The organism is Granulicella sp. dw_53, assembly GCF_018449545.1.
Taxonomy (GTDB): Bacteria; Acidobacteriota; Terriglobia; order Terriglobales; family Acidobacteriaceae; genus Edaphobacter.
Genome location: NZ_JAAVUR010000019.1, coordinates 39,370 through 57,026 on the forward strand (window position 1 = coordinate 39,370; position 17,657 = coordinate 57,026).

Consider the following 17,657-nt stretch of genomic DNA (forward strand, 5'->3'; position numbering starts at 1 on the left):
ATCTATACTTCTATGATTCCTCAAGATCGAGAGGGGGCGAGTCTCTCGGATATGAGTGCCGCCTTAAGTCAGTCATCGAGTTGCCGATGAAAGTCGCATTACGAAGCGCATAGGGACTGCTTCCGGTGCGTCAGGCGGCGGTCGGACTCTATGGCGCCGAGTTGGCGGTCAAGGCGGTGTGTGCAATGTCTTTGTGCGAAGTCGTGGAAGTTCCGCTATCACAGGGCGGGCGTAACCATGATCGGTTGTGCGAGAGTCACCGGAATGCTGCCTTTGAGAATTTGTTCTGTGACTTGTATACTCTGGCCGGTGGGAAAGCTATCTCGACAACTACCGGACCGATCAGACCAGAGGGGTATAGCGGTGTCTCCGAATTGAATTTATGAGCATTGGTTTCTGTCAATCGCTCACTGGTTGGCAGGCTGGCATCGCCGATGAGGCGGTTTGGCCATAGGTTCACCACCTTGATCTCCAGATCATTCTCGCCTTTCCGCGCCGCGCTGCTGATATCGATGCGCGCGGGCTTCGTCCAAACCATACCAAGCATCTTCCCATTCAAACGCACCTCTGCCTCCTCGTGTACTTCGCCCAGATTGAGCAGCAGCTTCTGCCCACGCACCGGTGCTGTGCCCAAATGAAACTGCTTCCGATAGACAGCTTCGCCAGAGTAGTAGCGGATACCGCTTTCCGGCCGCGTTGTCCAGTCCGTCAGTTTGTTGAAGGTCTGTGGCTGAGCGGGTCCGCGAAGTTTCGCATCGAAGCTCACTTGCCATGTACCAGTCAGCGTCAATATGGGAGACAATCTGAATTCGTTGGTGGAGGTCGAGCCGTTACGTGTGCTCGCGATCTTGCGACGAAAGATCACGAACATCGAGCCGCGCGGCTTGAACACAAGGGGCACGGTTGTGACGCCGTCGTGCTGTATGAATGCCGGTGCATCACGAATCTCGCCCGTGACCGGGTCCCAGAGCTCGGGCTGCCTGCCGGTTATCCGAAAGCTTGCCGCAATCTTTTCCGGTGTTGTCCAGCGGCTTGTGACGTAATAGATGTCGGTGTCCGTCATGTGCCGGTGAATCCAGTCGATCTCGCCCTCCTCGCTCAGATCCGTGAAGGCAAAGTCAGGTCGAAGATGCAGCAATTTCAGCGCCTCGATTGGATCGCCTGAAAAGATACGGCCGGGTTTGAGGCGGTCGGTTAGGCTCCCGCCCCACAGTTTCGTCACCAAGGCATCAAAGTCTCTCTGCTGGTTATAACTGGTCATTAGTCCAGCCATGCCGGCCGGTGGCGGCCCTACAACAACAGCTCCCGCATCCACTAACGATGCAATCTTTCGCAATGCCTCGAGCGCCATCCGGTCCTTCGAAGGCAGCACGAGGATACGGTAGGTCATACCGTCCGGCAGGGCCAGAAGCCCGTTATGTGTAGAGACGCGTAACAAAAGAGCGTCGACGTTGATGTTGTCGTGATCGTAGCCGGGGGCAGGAAAACTCTTCTTGCGCTGCTCCAGTTGGCCGATGGCGTCGCCACGATAATAGAGCACGTCGGCCGTAAATCGGCCCTGTTGCAGTAGAAAGGCTGCGCGGCCGAGATAGGTGTTGAATGCTGGGGTCTGGTCCCACCATGTGGTGCCGCGTTCGTAATGGGTTCCGGCGAAGTACACATAGCCGGGCCTCGCGGTTACTGAGGGTGATTGGCTGAAGTTATGAATGAAATTGAGATTGCAGCCTTCCGTGAATCCCTGGTCGGCAGAGTCCTTCATGTCGAAGAAGGTATCTTCCCAATGGGGGCCAACGGAGGTGAAGCTCTCGCACCCGATGATACGCTGCCCATATACATGTCCGGAGGATGCGGCATCATGCGTCAGGAAACGGCGATCCGGCGTGGGCCGATGTTGTGACGGAACCCAGAACTCCCCCATGGGAACGTTGATGTGCGCTGCGTTCTGCTCCGGATCCAGTTCGCCTGAATTGGGACCGGCTGCCTCGGAGTATGACACCAGTCCATTGCGGCGTGCCAGCTCTGCAAGGTGAGCATAATGGTTCTCCGCAATTAGGTCTGCGACGGTGCGATAGTAGTCGCGTCGCACGCCGTCTGCTTCGTCGCTACCTCCTAGGTTGACGCCGGCCAGGGCGGGAAGCCACGCTTTGAGGTCATAGCCACGGCGGCGTTGAAACTCTGCCGCAAACTTCATGGTCCACGTAGACGCGCCGGCCTCCCAGCTATCGTCTTCAATGCCATAAAGCCCACGTCGTTCGTCAGGCGTCATCTCCTGTAGCAGCCGGCCGATGGTCGCGTTCCATGTATGGTCGAGTGCCTGAGCCCGCATTGCGTCGGTATACAAACCCCATGCATTGGTCATGCGTGTGGGTTCGTAGCAGAAGCGGAGCACGCGCCATTTGCCGTTCGGGGCAGACCAATGAAGGCGGCCTGCCGCATCGACGTGACTGCTTATGTCAATAACATCTGCAGAGGCGATTTGTGCCCGGTCAGGCATTGCCAGCACCACAATCGGATGCAGGGTTTCCGGATGGTCGCCGACCTCCGAACGCTCTGCCACCATCGAGACAACCGAGACACGGCTGGTAGGAACGGCGTGTTTCGGTGCGGCAAGCAATATGTCCATGTCCTCGCCGCCGTTTAACGTTGTCTCTGACCAGATTAGGCGCTGCTGGCTGTCCTCCAGCGCGATGTCGCCGGAGGTACTGGCCAAGCCGACTGTAAGCACTAGCTTCACTCCAAGTCTCGCGGCCTCCTTCGCTGCGAAGCGTACCATCTCGCGTGACTTCGGCTGCCACGAGGGCATGGGCGGTTCCGGGATGGGCGTGAAGTGCGCGTCCGCAAAATCGCTTGTTGGTTCCCGCCGGTATTCCTTGTGACCCACTACCATACGCTGGGTCGCCTCCATGCCTCCGCCAACGCCGCTATCGTAAAGGATCGCGCCCTCAATACCCTTGCTGTGCATGGCTTCCAGGTCTGCTGTGATCGCCTCATGTGTTGTCTCGACGCGGAGCCACATCCAGAAGACCCATGGCCGCGCCGTTGCAGGCGGCGTGTGGAAGCCTTGGTCGAGTGAAGTGGGATTCTTGGCTTGTGCCGACAGCGAAAATGATACAAGGCAGGCCAGCAGGATGGAACCGATACAGCGGATATGGCTGGAGGAAGGCATTGTGATGCTCCGGCGGTAACGACTTACGGCAAGGTATCATCTCTCATTGGTAGTTGCTCGACGTAATCTTGCTATTTCGTAATACGGAATTATCTCTTCTGAGGAAGGGACGTTTGTTTTACCTCAGGTAGCTGTTGCTATTCAAATCCTTGTCCGGGGGCCCGGATGGTTTCGTAGCATGGCACTTGGAGATTGGCCGCCGAGGGGTGGCGCTCGCTCCGAACGACGGGCCGCTGTTGCAGAGGATCTCGAGTCGAATCGCTCGCGACAGGACCTAGGAACAAAACAATCCGTAAGCGGATGCATCCTTCGATGCTAAATGGTGGCACATAACCGGTAGTAGTCTGCGCCTTACTGATTTTGAGACTGGCGAAATCACTGCGGTCTAGATCGGTCGAAGTAGTCAAGGAATTTGTTCAGCGAGCCTGTGATGTATGCACCGCTATTACGATTGCAGAGATTCATCGCACTTGCGAACGAATACATAACATCTTCAACAAAATTGAAAACATTTCTTGACAACTTTGGAAAGCAAAGGATAGGCTTCGCGGCGATCTAATTTCCAAGTCAAACTAAACCGCAAACTTAAAAATTCAAGTTTTGATCAATTTTGCAAAACGCAGCTGGAATAGCGACATTCAATTTCATTTGAATCGCGAATAAAAGATTGATCGCATAGGGCCATGCAATGAAAACAACCTAAGACGCAAAGTGCTAGACAGCTTCAACGTCTGGACTAAGGAGAAGTATGAAAGGCAAACAATCGCGAACTATGTGGGTGGCTGCTGCGCTGCTCTTGATTCTTGGATACCCCATTGTGGCCGCTGCGCAGCGGACTCCAGATTGCTCGGTCGCGCCATGGAATGTGCCGACTGGAAACGCCACCGCCGCGACGACTGCAGCTCAAGATCAGCAGCACATGCTTTGCATTCAAGGGCTGCGTCAGCCTGATGCGGCATCGAATCCCTCGGTCTCTGCAACACGAGTTGGTGATCCTCATGCACCTGTGAATGCGTGGCCTGGCACCGTGGCCTCACCCGAAGCCAGCAATTGGACCGACGCCCTCGGACATGTTGTCGTGCGTTGGGGTTGGGGACTTTGGACAACTTATGACGATAGCCAAAGCGGTGGAACCGCCAACGTTCTTTGCAATGGCACCTCCCCATGCACCCCAGCCCTAGAAAAGAGCACATCGACGGGTGGTTCAATGAGCGGATATGGCGACTATGGCCTATCCGAAACGACTTCGAACGGTCAGCCAATCGTGGGCGCAAGACCTTACCCTACGGGCAACGCTCCCTTAGGCCCCGGTGGAACTACCATCTGCACATCGCCTGGTTGTTTGGCGACAGGTTCTTATACCCCGATCGATATCTTTACCATGAAGGACGGCGTTACCAAAATTACGAAGAGTAAGGACTGGTGGCTCAAACGTCGTCCCGAACTTATGGAGTTGGTTCAGAAGGAGATGTACGGTTACAAGATTCCTGACTCTGTGGCTCCCGCGATCACCTGGACGATCGGAGGTGTGACTACAGGAACTCAAACCGGCACCATCGGTTGTATCACTTCGGGCACGACCTGCCCCGGGGGTACCATCACGGATGGAAAGACTTATGCCTATAGGGCAAAGACCTATACCGGGACGGTTTCTATAGATAGATATCCAGCAGTTAGAAATAGACCTTCAATCACGGTTAACTGTCGCTTTCCTGCGAATGCTACAGGAAAGGTTCCGGTATTCATCGGCATCGGCGGGGCGAACACTCTATTCCAATACACAGCTCCTTTGGGGTATGGTGCATGCGGCTATAGCCAGACTGCGCTGCAGGCAGATGCTGGTGGTGCCGCTACAACCAGTTATCTAAGTGGTTTGATTAACCAGGGGAACTGGAGGCAACCTACGGATGCCGGAACACTACAGATCTGGGCCTGGGGTGTAAGCCGCATTATTGATGAATTTGGGAGCGATCCCGATCCGATTGGTCCCGACCCCGACAAGGTCGCAGTAGAAGGGCACTCGCGTAACGGTAAGGCTACTCTCGTAGCCGCAGCAATGGATGATCGTGTCGTCGCTGCGCTTCCAAGCTGTGGTGGGGCCGGTGGAGCGGCTCCCATTCGTCGCCACTTCGGTGAAAGCATCGAGTCCATTGTGGGTAGCGGAGAGTACTACTGGATGGACGGATACCTAATGAACTACGCCGGCCCAGCCTGTCAGACTAACCCGAGCGTAGGTAAACCCGGTTGCACGCCGGCCTTTTTCCCACGCAAGGTGCAAGAGCTCGATGTTGATGCGCCAGAAGTCATGTCCCTGGTTGCACCTCGTGCCATTATGACGAATGGTGGAACGGATACCCCGAATGGTGGTGGCGATGCATGGCAGGACCCTCGTGGTATGTATCTCTCCGGCGCAGTTTCAGGTCCTGTGTGGCAACTGCTTGGATGGCCGGGGCAGGTCATCCCCGCGGACACGATATTTACGAGCAATCCAACCAGCTATACGAATGGCGAATCCATTGGTGGTACGCCACCATTCAATACCGCCTTCATCGATGGAACAGTGGGTTGGAGACGTCACTCCCAGGGACATACTGATGTTCCGGAGTGGCCTGTATTTGTCACGTTCGCCTCAAAGTATTTGAACGACGTACGTCCGGTCATCACTGCGGGCCAAGTTTTCACGTTGCCTGCTTCATCGTCGGTAGTAGGCGAAGTGAAGGGTACTGACGGTGGCGGTGGTCATATTACTAACTGGCAGATCAAAGGCGGCGACGGCGCGTACGCGTTCGATATCGACTCGGCTACTGGCCAAATCACAGTTGCAGATCGTACTAAGCTTAACGGCGCGTCTTCCTACGTCCTCACATTAATGGCAAGCGACGGCATTCTACCCGCTCACGATACGACCGTAACCATCAATGCTCCAGCCGCAGTAGTAGGAACAATCCAATTGATCACGACAACAAGCTTGCTAAGGCAGATTGACGGAAGCTATCTGGCTACTGTGACTGTGAAGAATATGGGTACTGGTACGGCGAAAGATGTGGCTTTGACCAGCAGCGTCCTTGGGGCGGCGAGTGGAACGCCGATTGCTCAGGCGCTGATCAGCATCCCGCCGGCGGGCATCGCTGTAGCGACAGTAATTTTCCCTGCGAGTGCGGGGAACTCTGGAGCGGCAGTGATTCAAAAAATCATGGGTACTTATACCGGCGGAGCCTTTGGTGGTTCTTCGCGCGCCATACTGCCCTAACTTCAGTTCCCACAATAACTATTTACGGAGAAGAGCATGAATCGTAAATTGACCTTTGCCGTGGTATTGCTGCTGCTGACGAGTGGGTTATCGTCGGCGGCAGCATACGCCGACACTTTCACTATCACTCTGAACAATCCTCAAGCTGGCTATTTCGGAGACGGACTAGGTTACATCGCAGCTGTTTTCGCTCCTGCGTCTAGTTGCCTACTTGGCATCGAGGTTGTGCTCGCCTTCTTTGTGCTCAAGAAGCTACACCGGAAACTCATCTCGGTTGAAAATTATTTCATCGGGAGGCCAGAATGCGATTAATAAAATATGCATTCGTAGTATGTGCATCGCTGTGCTTTCTCGCTTTTTGTGGAGGAGAGGCGTTCGCGCAAAGTCCACCGTGTACCTTTCCGAGCGTACCACCATCCACTGTCACTAGTCAGCAGGATCACGACCAGATGATGTGCCAGGTCGGCGTGACCTCTCCTGCGCTTCCATCGAAACTCATTGATCCGAATCAACCGCCCGATACATTTCCAAAGAGCGCCACCGCGCCCCAAGGGGATTGGCAAAATGCATATGGGCATACCATTACTCGATCTGATTGGGGGCTTTGGAATAACTACGACGACGATCTCAATGGCGTATTGCCTAGCGGTAGTGACGGGATGACGCTCGGTGCTCCGGATTCCTGGAGAGTCTTTGACGATCCTTCGGGCCCGAACTCACCCTACTCGCAGGGTAGTTACACGCCTATCGATCTTCTTACGATGGATGATGGAACTCCAGTTGTCTATCCAGAAGATTGGTGGACCAAACGTCGGCCAGAGATCGTAAAAGATCTCGAAACCGAAATGTACGGCTTTCCTGCGGACCAGAGCTTGTGGCCTGCAATTACATGGAGTGTAGGTCCTTCGACTAGCGGCGCCAACAGTGGGGTTGCCTATATCCAAAGGACGATCACCGGTACAATTTCCACGGCCAGTTACCCGCAGGTAAGAAATAAACCGAGCATAACCTGTCAGCTTTGGACGCCTGCTGCGTTGGCAGGAACGAAAGTTCCTGTATTGATTACTCTGGGTAATGCGAATGCCTCTTATTGGCAGTTTGTGGCATCCCAAGGCTGGGGTCTTTGCAGCTACAGCCCTACGGCCGTTCAGGCTGATTCAGGTGCGGGTCTTTCCAGTTACCTGATTGGATTAGTGAATAAGGGGCAGTGGAGAAAACCAAGTGATTGGGGTGCTCTGGGAGCTTGGGCCTGGGGTGCCAGCCGTTTAATCGACTACTTCGAACAGGCAAACGATCCCAACGTTGATGCCACTCGAATAGGCCTGGAAGGCCATTCGCGTTATGGGAAGGCCACCCTTCTCGCAGTTGCCCTGGATCAACGCTTTGCGTTCTCTTATCCAAGTTCTGGTGGAGCTGGGGGCACAGCGGTAGGCCGTAGGCACTGGGGTGAAGAACTTGAGGGGGTCATGTCTGGAAGCTCTGAGTATCACTGGATGGCCGGAAATTTCTTCAATTACGTAGGTCCATTGCATGGTCCTGCTCCGGGTACAGTATCGGTGGATGGAAATGGGACCCATCCAGGTGCCTATTTGCCACGAAAGTACGAAAATTTGAAGGTAGATTCGTATTCCCTGTTTGCCCTTATCGCACCACGTCAAACGTTTACCAATTCGGGTACCCATGACTCATGGGAGGACAACTATGGTCAATTCCGTTCGACCGTGCTGGCCAGCCCTGTCTACGAGTTCCTTGGAATGAAGGGAGTGATCATTGCTCCAGACCCGAAACCTGTGGTGAATGTTGCTTACATCAGTGGTGACATCGGCTTTCGTTACCACGACGGCGGCCACGTCGATAACCTTGACTTTCCTGCATTCGTTCAAATGGCGACACCATATCTCAACGACCACTCGCCTATCGTCAATGCTGGACAGAACTTCACTCTTGGTGCTGGTCCAGTGCATTCGATTGGGACACTGAAAGGAAGTGATCTAGATGGGGATAGGTTGGTTACATGGCAGATTAAAGGGGGAGACGGTGTAGGCATCTTTAGGCTGAATGCCTCCACAGGAGCGATCACACTCCCGGACCCGACTCTAGTCGATACCTCGCGAACTATGCCCTACACGCTCACGGTATGGGCAAGTGATGGGAGGCGTTGGAGCAAAGATACAAATATAACTATTACTCCTGCAGCGATCGCCGCCGGAAATCCTCAGCTTGTTACTACGAGCAGCTTCACCAAGGAGCGCGACGGATCTTATCTGGCGACTGTGAGCGTCAAGAACATAGGGATGGGAACAGCTAAGAATGTTTATCTGACAGGTAGTTCACTAGGATCTGTGAGTGGTTCTCCGGCGTCGGTACCGTTGGTGAACATCCCTCCAGAAGGTTTTGTTTCCACCACGATCTCTTTTCCTCCAACCGCGGGAGTAGCGGGGACGATAGTAGTGGAAAAATTGACGGGCATCTACACCGGTGGGACGTTCGGCGGCTCAATTCGCGCCATACTGCCAAACATACAGCCAGCCTCATAACCAGTTATGGAGACGAACATGAATCGTAAATTGATCCTTGCCGTGTTGGCACTTCCATTGACGATCGGAATATCATCAGCGGCTGCACACGCCGACGTTATCACTTTTACTCTGAGCAACTCGTCTCAGACGACTTCTCCTGGCGACACGTTGACATATGTTGCCACGGTCTCCGCACCCGGCTCCAATGGAGCCGCAATATATTTGAATGGGGACAGTTTCAATATTGGCTCTCCGCTCGGCTTAGATGATACTGACTTCTTTGCAAACTTCCCCCTGTTACTTAACCCCGGTGATACCTTTAGCGGGGACTTGTTTACCGTCATGATTCCTGCTAACAATCCATGGGGCATCTATGCAGGATCTTTCTCGATTTTGGGTGGAGCAGATAATTCAGCCAACGACGTATTGGGGACAGTCAACTTCAATACTACTGTCACCCCCGAGCCCTCCAGCCTTCTCTTGCTTGGCACAGGTATGGTCGGAGTATTCTCTGTGTTCAAGCGGCTGCGGTTTCACGCGGTCTAAATCAATTCGCACATAAGGCGCTGCCGGACAAGTCATTCGTCCGGCATTGCTTTTCTAAGTGAAATGATCGAACCCAAATCGAAGATTCCAACCGATCCAATGACTTCCTAACTCTGCGCGAAAAAGGTGAACATATGAGAAGCATAATACCCCTCCACATCGACACGCCGTCGTTTGTAGCGCCAGCCTTCTGCCCTTAACGATGCAATGCAGCTCCACTTGAGCGTAAGCTGTAAAGTGCCTATTCGCTTGCGGGCGTGCTCTTTGTACATACTCGGAAGTTTTCCAGTTGAGGACATATGTATCACTTCTTCGAATGGACGTTCTCCGATTGCCAAGGTCGGGATTTTGGGGAATGTCTCAAATGACAGCACGCTATTGGGATAGGTCTCAACCTTGGTTCGTGAGTATTAGCGCGGCGTACTGATCCGCTTTCACGACATTCGCCAAGGTTGTTTTTATCTTTGGGAAGACTGCCTGAACGGCCAGGCCCTGAGCTCAATCCCTGTTCACGACTTTGTACGTGTAAGTGACACGCTTGCGCCCACACTCGGTTTGGCTCAGTCCGCCTCACTATGTAATCGACCGACTTCTGCCCGAACCAAAGCTCAGGCCCGACATCGAAAAATACGAGAACTCACGGCTTTGCGGACTCCATTGATATCTTCGCCGGTTTTTACTGCACTCTGCGAGATCGGCTCCAAACTTTTCAGAAGTTTGTCAGGTCATGGAGTGATTCAGCAAAAGTTCCAGTTCGTAACGGTATTACCAATACGAATCGTCAAACATTCGCCTCAATGACCGGAGTTCGGCGGTCGTTCGGGACCAAACTATGGCGGTCGATTACTATGTTGACCCTATTCACACAAGAAGAACGGAGTGAAGATTCGTACCTAGATATGTCTGATGATCTTCTTTGTCTTTATATTTACTTGGATAAGGATGGCTCCTATTTCTCTACCGAAGTAGGATGTTCCTAAAGGCAAACATGTTGCTGCCGGAGAAGATTAGAGCAGCCCTATGGCAAATGGCGGAGAGTGGCGATGACGTCACGCGGCTCCCGTGCCTCATTCGGTCGCCGAACTTCGTTGAGGAGCTTTAAGCACCCTCGAGAGCTTTCCTGCTTCCAAGTAGGCTTCCGTCAGATTTGGACGATGAAGCATATTTCTATCAACCACTATAGGTTCTATTGCTGCAAAGTTGAATTGACTCACCGGCTACAAAGTAGAGCTCTACAGGTGGAGCCTTGAGCGCAAAGGGGGTGGGGTATCCAAGACACCCCGCCCTTCGGACGCACGTTCTCCTTCTCATAATCCGCTTCGCTCTGAGAATAAGGGTGTCGCGTGAAGAATACGCTTGACGAGGAGTAAGTAATTTACTATCAGTTGGTTGCCGAAGCCTAAGACTCGCGACAATTTTGCAACGGCCATTGCAAAATTGGCACTGACGATGTCGGTGTTAGAAATTATCATTTGAGTAGTTGAGCGCAGATCCTGAAAGCTCAGCGTCGTCTCGTCGAAAGATCGGGACTCATCCCCTAGCCTACACTCCGACTTGTGAGGAATGTGGTCATTGAGGACCGTTAATTCGAGAAATACCACTTTCTGGTGCTTCAAATCGATTCTCGGGAATGTAATTCTTTCAGCAAGCTGTCGATAGCCGAATGGGGAGTTTATGAGACTTCTAAACAGTATGGCGCCTCGACCTGAAAAGCTGATTAGGAGGCTTCGCCAGTTAAGCGCATCTCTTCAGACCGCATTTACCCCAGCTCTTCTTTCCGGGGCACTCGTGCTTGCCGTGGGCTGTCATCCTTCTGATCAACCACCCAAGCCTTCCATCGTCTTTACACATATCCCCCCTGTTGGCGGGGGGCCTGAGTTCCTCGATCGTATTAGTGGGCGTGTTGTAAATGCCGGACCTGGCACACGAATCTTTCTCTACGCGTTGAGCAAAGACACATGGTGGATTCAACCGTTTCGGGGTCATGCGCCTACAGAGATCGCAGGCGATGGGAGTTGGGAGAACGCAACCCATCTGGGCACAGACTATGCCGCTCTGCTGGTCGCTCCAGGGTTCCAGCCGACGGCCAAACTCTCTGCGTTGCCTTCAACAAACGGCAATGTCCTGGCTGTCGCAATTACAAAGGCGTCTTCCGAGGCGCTACCAGATCCGAAGGTCATTCATTTCAGTGGCTATGACTGGAGAGTACGCTACTCTCCGAACATTCGCGGAGGAGAGCTTTGCGATTACGAGCCTTCCAATGTATGGGTGGATGATCGAGGCTATCTTCACTTGCTGATGGGCCAAGAGGGAAGTCATTGGCATTGTGCAGGAATCAGCTTGACGCGCAGTCTTGGCTACGGAACCTACCGGTTTGTCATTTCAGACAGCGCTAACCTTCCATCCTCTGCCGTTTTTACTATGTTTATCCAGGATCAGGAAACTGCTGGAGCCGAGATGGATATTGAACTAAGCCGATGGGGTAAGGCTCAGAACCGGAATGCCGATTATGTCGTACAGCCCTACTACATTCCCGAGAATACAGTACACTTCGAGATTCCGGCGGGTCCGATGATACATGTGCTGCGATGGGAGCCCAGTAGCGTCGCGTTCAAATCTTTTGCTGGGGATTCTGTTGCTCCTCGCGCAATCGTGATGGATCATGTATTCAAGTCTGGCGTACCGGTACCAGCAAGGGAACGGCTTCATATGGCTTTCTATGATTTCCATCATTCTCAAAGCGGGTTGCAGCATCCAGTCGAAATCGTGGTTAAGAGGTTCGAATATCTACCGTGATCGTGTCGGGGCTAAGCGCGTCCTCTTCGGGATCGCTGCTGTTCTAGCCTTCTGCCTCTGGACACCTGCGTTTGCCTTAAATGGTAATCGGGCGCTTGAGCAGTACGTACATAGTGCGTGGGGGGCCGATAAGGGCTACACCTTTGGAACCGTCTATGCGATCGCTCAATCTCCCGGCGGATACCTTTGGTTGGGTACGGAACGTGGACTTGTTCGCTTCGACGGCTCCGAATTCACTCCGATCGAGCTTTCCTTACCAGATCGCAGTTCATTAGGCGCGGTTCGCGGACTCGTAGTAGACACAGAGGGAAACCTTTGGGTTCGTCTTGACGGTCCTCGTCTACTTAGATACCGCGACGGCTTGTTCGAAGACGCCGTGCAGAAGTTTGATATCCACGAAGCGTTCTTCACGGCGATGTCACGGAACGACGCCGGTAACTTGCTCCTCTGGGGCCCGCAAAATAAGACTCTTCGCTTTCAGAATGGCCAGTTTCAACGCATCTTTCCGCGGGACGGGATCGACGGCATAGTAATCTCCCTTCTTGAAACTTTACCCGACGTATTATGGCTTGGTGCACGAGACGCAGGTCTATACAAGATTGAGAATGGCAAGTTTACCAAGGTGTTGTCAGAGCTGCGATTGCATAGTGTGAATGCTCTTGCCCCTTCGGAACATGGAGGCGTTTGGATTGGCTCGGAGAGCGGACTCCATCTTTGGGAGAGTGGCGCCTCGGTTGGCCTGAAACTTCCTGAACTGCTGCAGAAAGCACAGGTTTTTGCCCTCGTGCGGGACCATAACCATAACTTGTGGGTAGGAACGGACGCTGGGCTCTACCGGATCGATCCCGAACGCCGCACTGTGACTGGATTTTACCGTAATCCGGGTGACCCCAGCATTTCCTCTATTTATGAGGATAACGAAGGTGAACTCTGGTTTGCCGGCTCCCGCGGTATAGAACGTTTGCGCGATGGTATGTTCACATCGTTTTCGCCGCAGGAGACAGTGCTCAAAGACGTCGGTGGTCCTGTATATGCCGACGATGCTGGACATACATGGTTTGCTCCGATTTCGGGAGGACTTTTCTGTGTGGAGAACGGTGCAGTAAAGCGCATAGCTATACCAAGCCTTGGCAACGACGTCATTTATTCGATCGATGGCGGCGGAGGCGAACTTTGGCTGGGCAGACAACAGGGAGGTCTGACCAAGCTCACTCGGAAGGGTAATCAGTGGCAGGCTCGAACGTTCACTGAAAAAGACGGCTTAGCGCAAAACAGCGTTTATACCGTTACTCGTACGCGGGACGGAACTGTCTGGGCTGGTACCGTGAGCGGAGGTGTAAGTGCCCTGCGTCATGGACAATTCATGACCTACACCATCAACAATGGCCTTCAATCCAACGCCATTTTTTCGTCTTTGGAAGCCACCGATAAAACAATGTGGTTCGCTTTGCCCAGCGGGCTGGTTTCCTTTGATGGTGATCGTTGGCTTACTCACAAGGCAGCGGACAATGAACCGGTCGTGAACATAAGGACACTTTTTGAGGATTCAGGCCACGTTCTATGGATTGGAACATCTCATGGGCTGGCGCGCCTGGGTGGCGACCACATCGAAATATTACACGCTCTTCCGCAGGTATTTAACGAGGAGATACTTAGCATAGGGCAGGATGCCCAAGGTTTCTTATGGGCTGTGACGGATCAGCATGTTCTGCAGATCGATCGAACAAAATTGTTGTCCGGAACCCTCAAGGACGAAGATGTGTTGAGCTACGGTGCGGATGATGGACTGACTGAAACAGAGGGAGTAAGACGGCATCGTTCACTCGTTTCAGACTCGTCCGGGCACATATGGCTCTCATTGTTACATTCGGTTGCGGTCGCAGATGTGAGAGAGGCTGTGGGCTATCGCCGTCAGGTCGGCGTTCGAATTGAATCGATTTCGACTGAAGGTGGGAGCTCGCAATCGAAAGAGATCCAAAATTTATCGTCGGATACACGCAGCATTACGTTTCGATATGCGGGAACGAACCTTATGATGCCGCAGCGTACACAGTTTCGGTATCGCCTCGATGGCTTAGATCACAATTGGAGCGCTGGCGGCTCGTCCCGTCAGGTCGTCTTCGAGTCCTTGGCGCCCGGCAGCTATACGTTTCGCATTGTGGCATCCAATGCACTCGGAATTTGGGATGGTCCTGAGAATGACATCGCCTTCAAGGTTCGACCTGCATTTTGGCAGACCTGGTATTTCCGAGTACTGATCGTTTTGGTGCTAGTGGTCTTCGCCATCGTGCTGTATCGAATTCGTTTGATGCAGATCACTGGCCAACTTAATAGACGTTTTCAAGATCGGCTTGCCGAACGTGCCCGAATCGCCCAAGACCTACACGACACATTGCTGCAGGGGGTTATAAGTGCTTCCATGCAGATCGATGTCGTACAAGACTACTTGCCACAAGAATCACCGGCAAGGCCCATGTTGAGCCGCGTTTTGCATCTGATGCGTCAAGTAACCGAAGAAGGCAGAGAGGCGTTACGCGGCCTTCGCACGATTGACAACTCCGTGAGTCTTGAAACCGCGTTCAGAAGGTTGGCAAGCGAGATCGTTCCCTCCGTAACCTCCGAAAGCCTCGTCTATGTTGAAGGCCAGAATCGCGCACTGAAGACGGCTGTGTTTGACGAGGTATATCGGATAGGCCGTGAGGCCTACATCAACGCTGTCGCCCACGCCCGGTCCACTCGCATCGAGATCAGGGTTGAATACGGGCTACGAGGATTCCGTCTGCTTGTCAGGGATAACGGTTGCGGAATTGACGCGGAAGCACTTAAGAACGGCCGTGCGGATCATTGGGGGTTGGCCGGCATGAGAGAACGTGCCGAAGCAATAGGCTCGATCTTAACCATACATACCCGTACTCCCCGGGGCACAGATGTGGAGCTTCGCGTTCCGGCTACAATTGCCTATTCTCTCGCGAGTTCTCGACGCACCCTCTGGCCATGGAGAATTCGGAGGCATTATCCTGAGTCTGAGGAAGAGGGACCGCAGTCGCGATGACAATGCAATCCGCCTCAATCCGAGTCTTGTGCGTCGATGATCACCCGGCCATGCGGGAAGGTATTGCGGCCTATATTCGCAATGCGGAGGATATGGAGTTGGTCGCGGAGGCTGTGAATGGACGAGAAGCGATTGAGCAGTATCGAATATTTCAGCCAGACGTAACTCTGATGGACCTCCGTCTGCCCGACATTAGTGGCGTAGAGGCGATGCTCGCGATCCGGAGAGAGTTCGGGTATGCACGGATTATCATGCTGACGACCTTCGATGGCGACGCGGACATTCGACGTGCCCTCGAAGCCGGCGCACAATCGTACCTATTGAAAACAATGCCTCGCTTAGAGCTTCTGGAAACGATCCGTAAGGTCCACGTAGGGAAACGGCATGTGCCCCTCGAGGTTGCTGCTCAGCTTGCACAACATTTGGGACAGGTTCTTCTGACCCGTAGAGAGGTCGAAGTTCTTGAAAAGATCGCAGATGGAAATCGCAATATCGATATTGCTGCGATGCTCTTCATTAGCGAAGAGACGGTGAAAGGTCACATAAAGCACATCATGGAAAAACTGGGAGCTAACGACCGGACTGAAGCGGTTGCCATCGGTGTTCGTCGCGGCATCATTCGGCTCTAAACCTCATGTAAATATCTCACCTTCGTCACCCATATCCCTCTTTCGAGGGATCCAACAGGCCCTTGACGTGGTGATAAGAAAACGCTTCTTCCCCGGTATAGCTCTTGTGTGCTGCACGGCGCATAGTAGTTTCGTCGGGTACCAAATCGTGTAAGTCGCTGGACCTAATTCGCTCGAATCGGTCGCAGTTGATAACAACGACGGAGGTGACATGCCACGGACGTATGTGACCCTCACACTCGAGGATGCAAAACGAATACTGTCGGCTGGAGAAGCAAAGGCGATCAGCTTAGGCGTTCCTTACAACATCGCGGTGGTAGATGCTGGTGGCCATCTAGTGGCCTTTGTGCATCAGGATGGCTCGCTCATCGGCAGCATCGACCTCGCCATCGATAAGGCGGTGACCGCGAGAATCTTCGATAGACCGACTTCAGAGTTGGCGACGCTTGCGCAGTCAGGCAAACCCCTCTTTGGTATTCAGGAAAGTAATGCTGGTAAGGTCGTCATCTTCGGAGGTGGGCTTCCAGTCATTATCGCCGGCAAGATTGTCGGCGCCGTGGGAGCCAGCGCAGGAACTGTCGAGCAGGACATCATGGTTGCCAAGGCCGCGATAGGCGCTTTGGTCGCCTGACAGGGCCCTCAGATAGCTCGCCTTATCTGTCAATAATGTTCTAACCAATCCAAAGATGAAGGAGCACATCATGTCGAAGAGTCTTCCCCGTAAGGCCATTATTGCCATCTCTAGCTTTCGCGGGGCCATCTATCCAGGTGGCCACGAAACAGGGCTGTTTTTTGTCGAGGCTCTGCATCCATTTGAGGTCTTGGTCGCTGCGGGCTTTGAAGTAGATTTGGCCTCCGAAACCGGTACCTTTGGTCTCGATTTTAATTCGCTGCAGTCGCCGTTCCTCGCGGGAAGTGACAAAGCGGTCTACAACAATCCCAACCATCCATTCATGGTGAAGCTAAACTCTCAACTCAAGAAAGCTTCGGACCTGAAGAGGGGAGAGTACGGGGTCTTCTTCGCATCTGCCGGCCACGCGGCGCTATACGACTACCCGACCGCAAAGGGGCTGCAAACGATTGCTGCTGACGTTTGGGATCGTGGGGGCATCGTTGGTGCTATTTGTCATGGGCCGGCGATCATGCCAGGAATCATCGACACCAAGACAGGCAAGTCGATCATTGAGGGTAGGACTGTAACCGGATTCACCATCGAAGGCGAACTCATCTTCAATATTCTCGACAAGCTGAGAGAAGACAAGGTGATCCCGATTGTAGAGGCTGTCACTGCCGTTGGAGCGTATTACAGCACTTCGATGAATGCTTTCGACGATTACTCAGTCACCTCAGGTCGCGTTGTGACGGGGACGAATCCGCAGAGTGGGCGTAGTGCTGCGGAAAGGATCGTGAGGCTGTTCGATAGTATGTGACGGCTCTGAGTGAGTGGGGCTCCGACCTTCTGTGTGGAATGCTCAGAGCCGCCTCTTTGCGAGTCCGGCGGCTTGCGAAACAAGCACATTCTTATCCCTGCACGTCTCGTCGAGAATGTACCCGCTTCGTCGCAATCTCGTTTTGATCTCCACCAATCGGATTATTTTCGTTCTTATGATTGGCGCTCAGGTATGGATCAAAATCCCACTGGGGATTTCGGGGATGAACATCACTGATCCATTGTTTATCGGAACATTATCGTGGCTTC

Annotated in this window: 10 protein-coding genes; 9 read left to right on the plus strand and 1 reads right to left on the minus strand. The window is 53.2% G+C overall.

Going from position 1 to position 17,657, the window contains the following annotated elements; translation table 11 throughout:
* Positions 1-256: 256 nt before the first annotated feature.
* A complete protein-coding gene (locus HB393_RS22055; protein ID WP_213807375.1) occupies positions 257-3,166 on the minus strand; it encodes a glycosyl hydrolase in 2,910 nt (969 codons plus the stop codon).
* A 748-nt stretch (positions 3,167-3,914) separates the two neighbouring features.
* Here HB393_RS22055 and HB393_RS22060 point away from each other — a divergent pair.
* The 9 genes from HB393_RS22060 to HB393_RS22100 all read left to right on the plus strand — a co-directional run bounded on the left by HB393_RS22060 (position 3,915) and on the right by HB393_RS22100 (position 17,388).
* On the plus strand, positions 3,915-6,416 hold the full coding sequence (locus tag HB393_RS22060) for a cadherin repeat domain-containing protein (protein WP_213807376.1): 2,502 nt from the start codon (positions 3,915-3,917) through the stop codon (positions 6,414-6,416).
* A gap of 36 nt (positions 6,417-6,452) precedes the next feature.
* Positions 6,453-6,728 carry a hypothetical protein gene (locus HB393_RS22065; protein ID WP_213807377.1) on the plus strand — a complete coding sequence of 92 codons (276 nt, stop codon included), beginning with the start codon at positions 6,453-6,455 and terminating at the stop codon, positions 6,726-6,728.
* A gap of 137 nt (positions 6,729-6,865) precedes the next feature.
* Positions 6,866-8,953, plus strand: a complete 2,088-nt coding sequence (locus HB393_RS22070) for a cadherin repeat domain-containing protein (protein WP_213807378.1) — start codon at positions 6,866-6,868, stop codon at positions 8,951-8,953.
* A gap of 18 nt (positions 8,954-8,971) precedes the next feature.
* Positions 8,972-9,481 (plus strand): PEP-CTERM sorting domain-containing protein, encoded by a 510-nt coding sequence (locus HB393_RS22075; protein ID WP_213807379.1) that lies wholly within the window; start codon positions 8,972-8,974, stop codon positions 9,479-9,481.
* Positions 9,482-11,155: 1,674 nt separating this feature from the next.
* A complete protein-coding gene (locus HB393_RS22080; protein WP_218624044.1) occupies positions 11,156-12,277 on the plus strand; it encodes a glycoside hydrolase family 16 protein in 1,122 nt (373 codons plus the stop codon).
* Positions 12,201-15,329: a sensor histidine kinase gene (locus HB393_RS22085; RefSeq protein ID WP_213807380.1), complete on the plus strand. Its 3,129-nt coding sequence runs from the start codon at positions 12,201-12,203 to the stop codon at positions 15,327-15,329. Before HB393_RS22080 ends, HB393_RS22085 begins: the two co-directional genes overlap by 77 nt.
* A 2-nt stretch (positions 15,330-15,331) precedes the next feature.
* Positions 15,332-15,958: a response regulator transcription factor gene (locus tag HB393_RS22090; protein ID WP_213807402.1), complete on the plus strand. Its 627-nt coding sequence runs from the start codon at positions 15,332-15,334 to the stop codon at positions 15,956-15,958.
* A 211-nt stretch (positions 15,959-16,169) separates the two neighbouring features.
* The gene (locus HB393_RS22095) at positions 16,170-16,589 is read left to right on the plus strand and encodes a heme-binding protein (protein ID WP_213807381.1); all 420 of its coding nucleotides are present in this window, start codon (positions 16,170-16,172) and stop codon (positions 16,587-16,589) included.
* A 70-nt stretch (positions 16,590-16,659) separates the two neighbouring features.
* A complete protein-coding gene (locus HB393_RS22100) occupies positions 16,660-17,388 on the plus strand; it encodes a DJ-1/PfpI family protein (RefSeq protein ID WP_213807382.1) in 729 nt (242 codons plus the stop codon).
* Positions 17,389-17,657 lie beyond the last annotated feature (269 nt).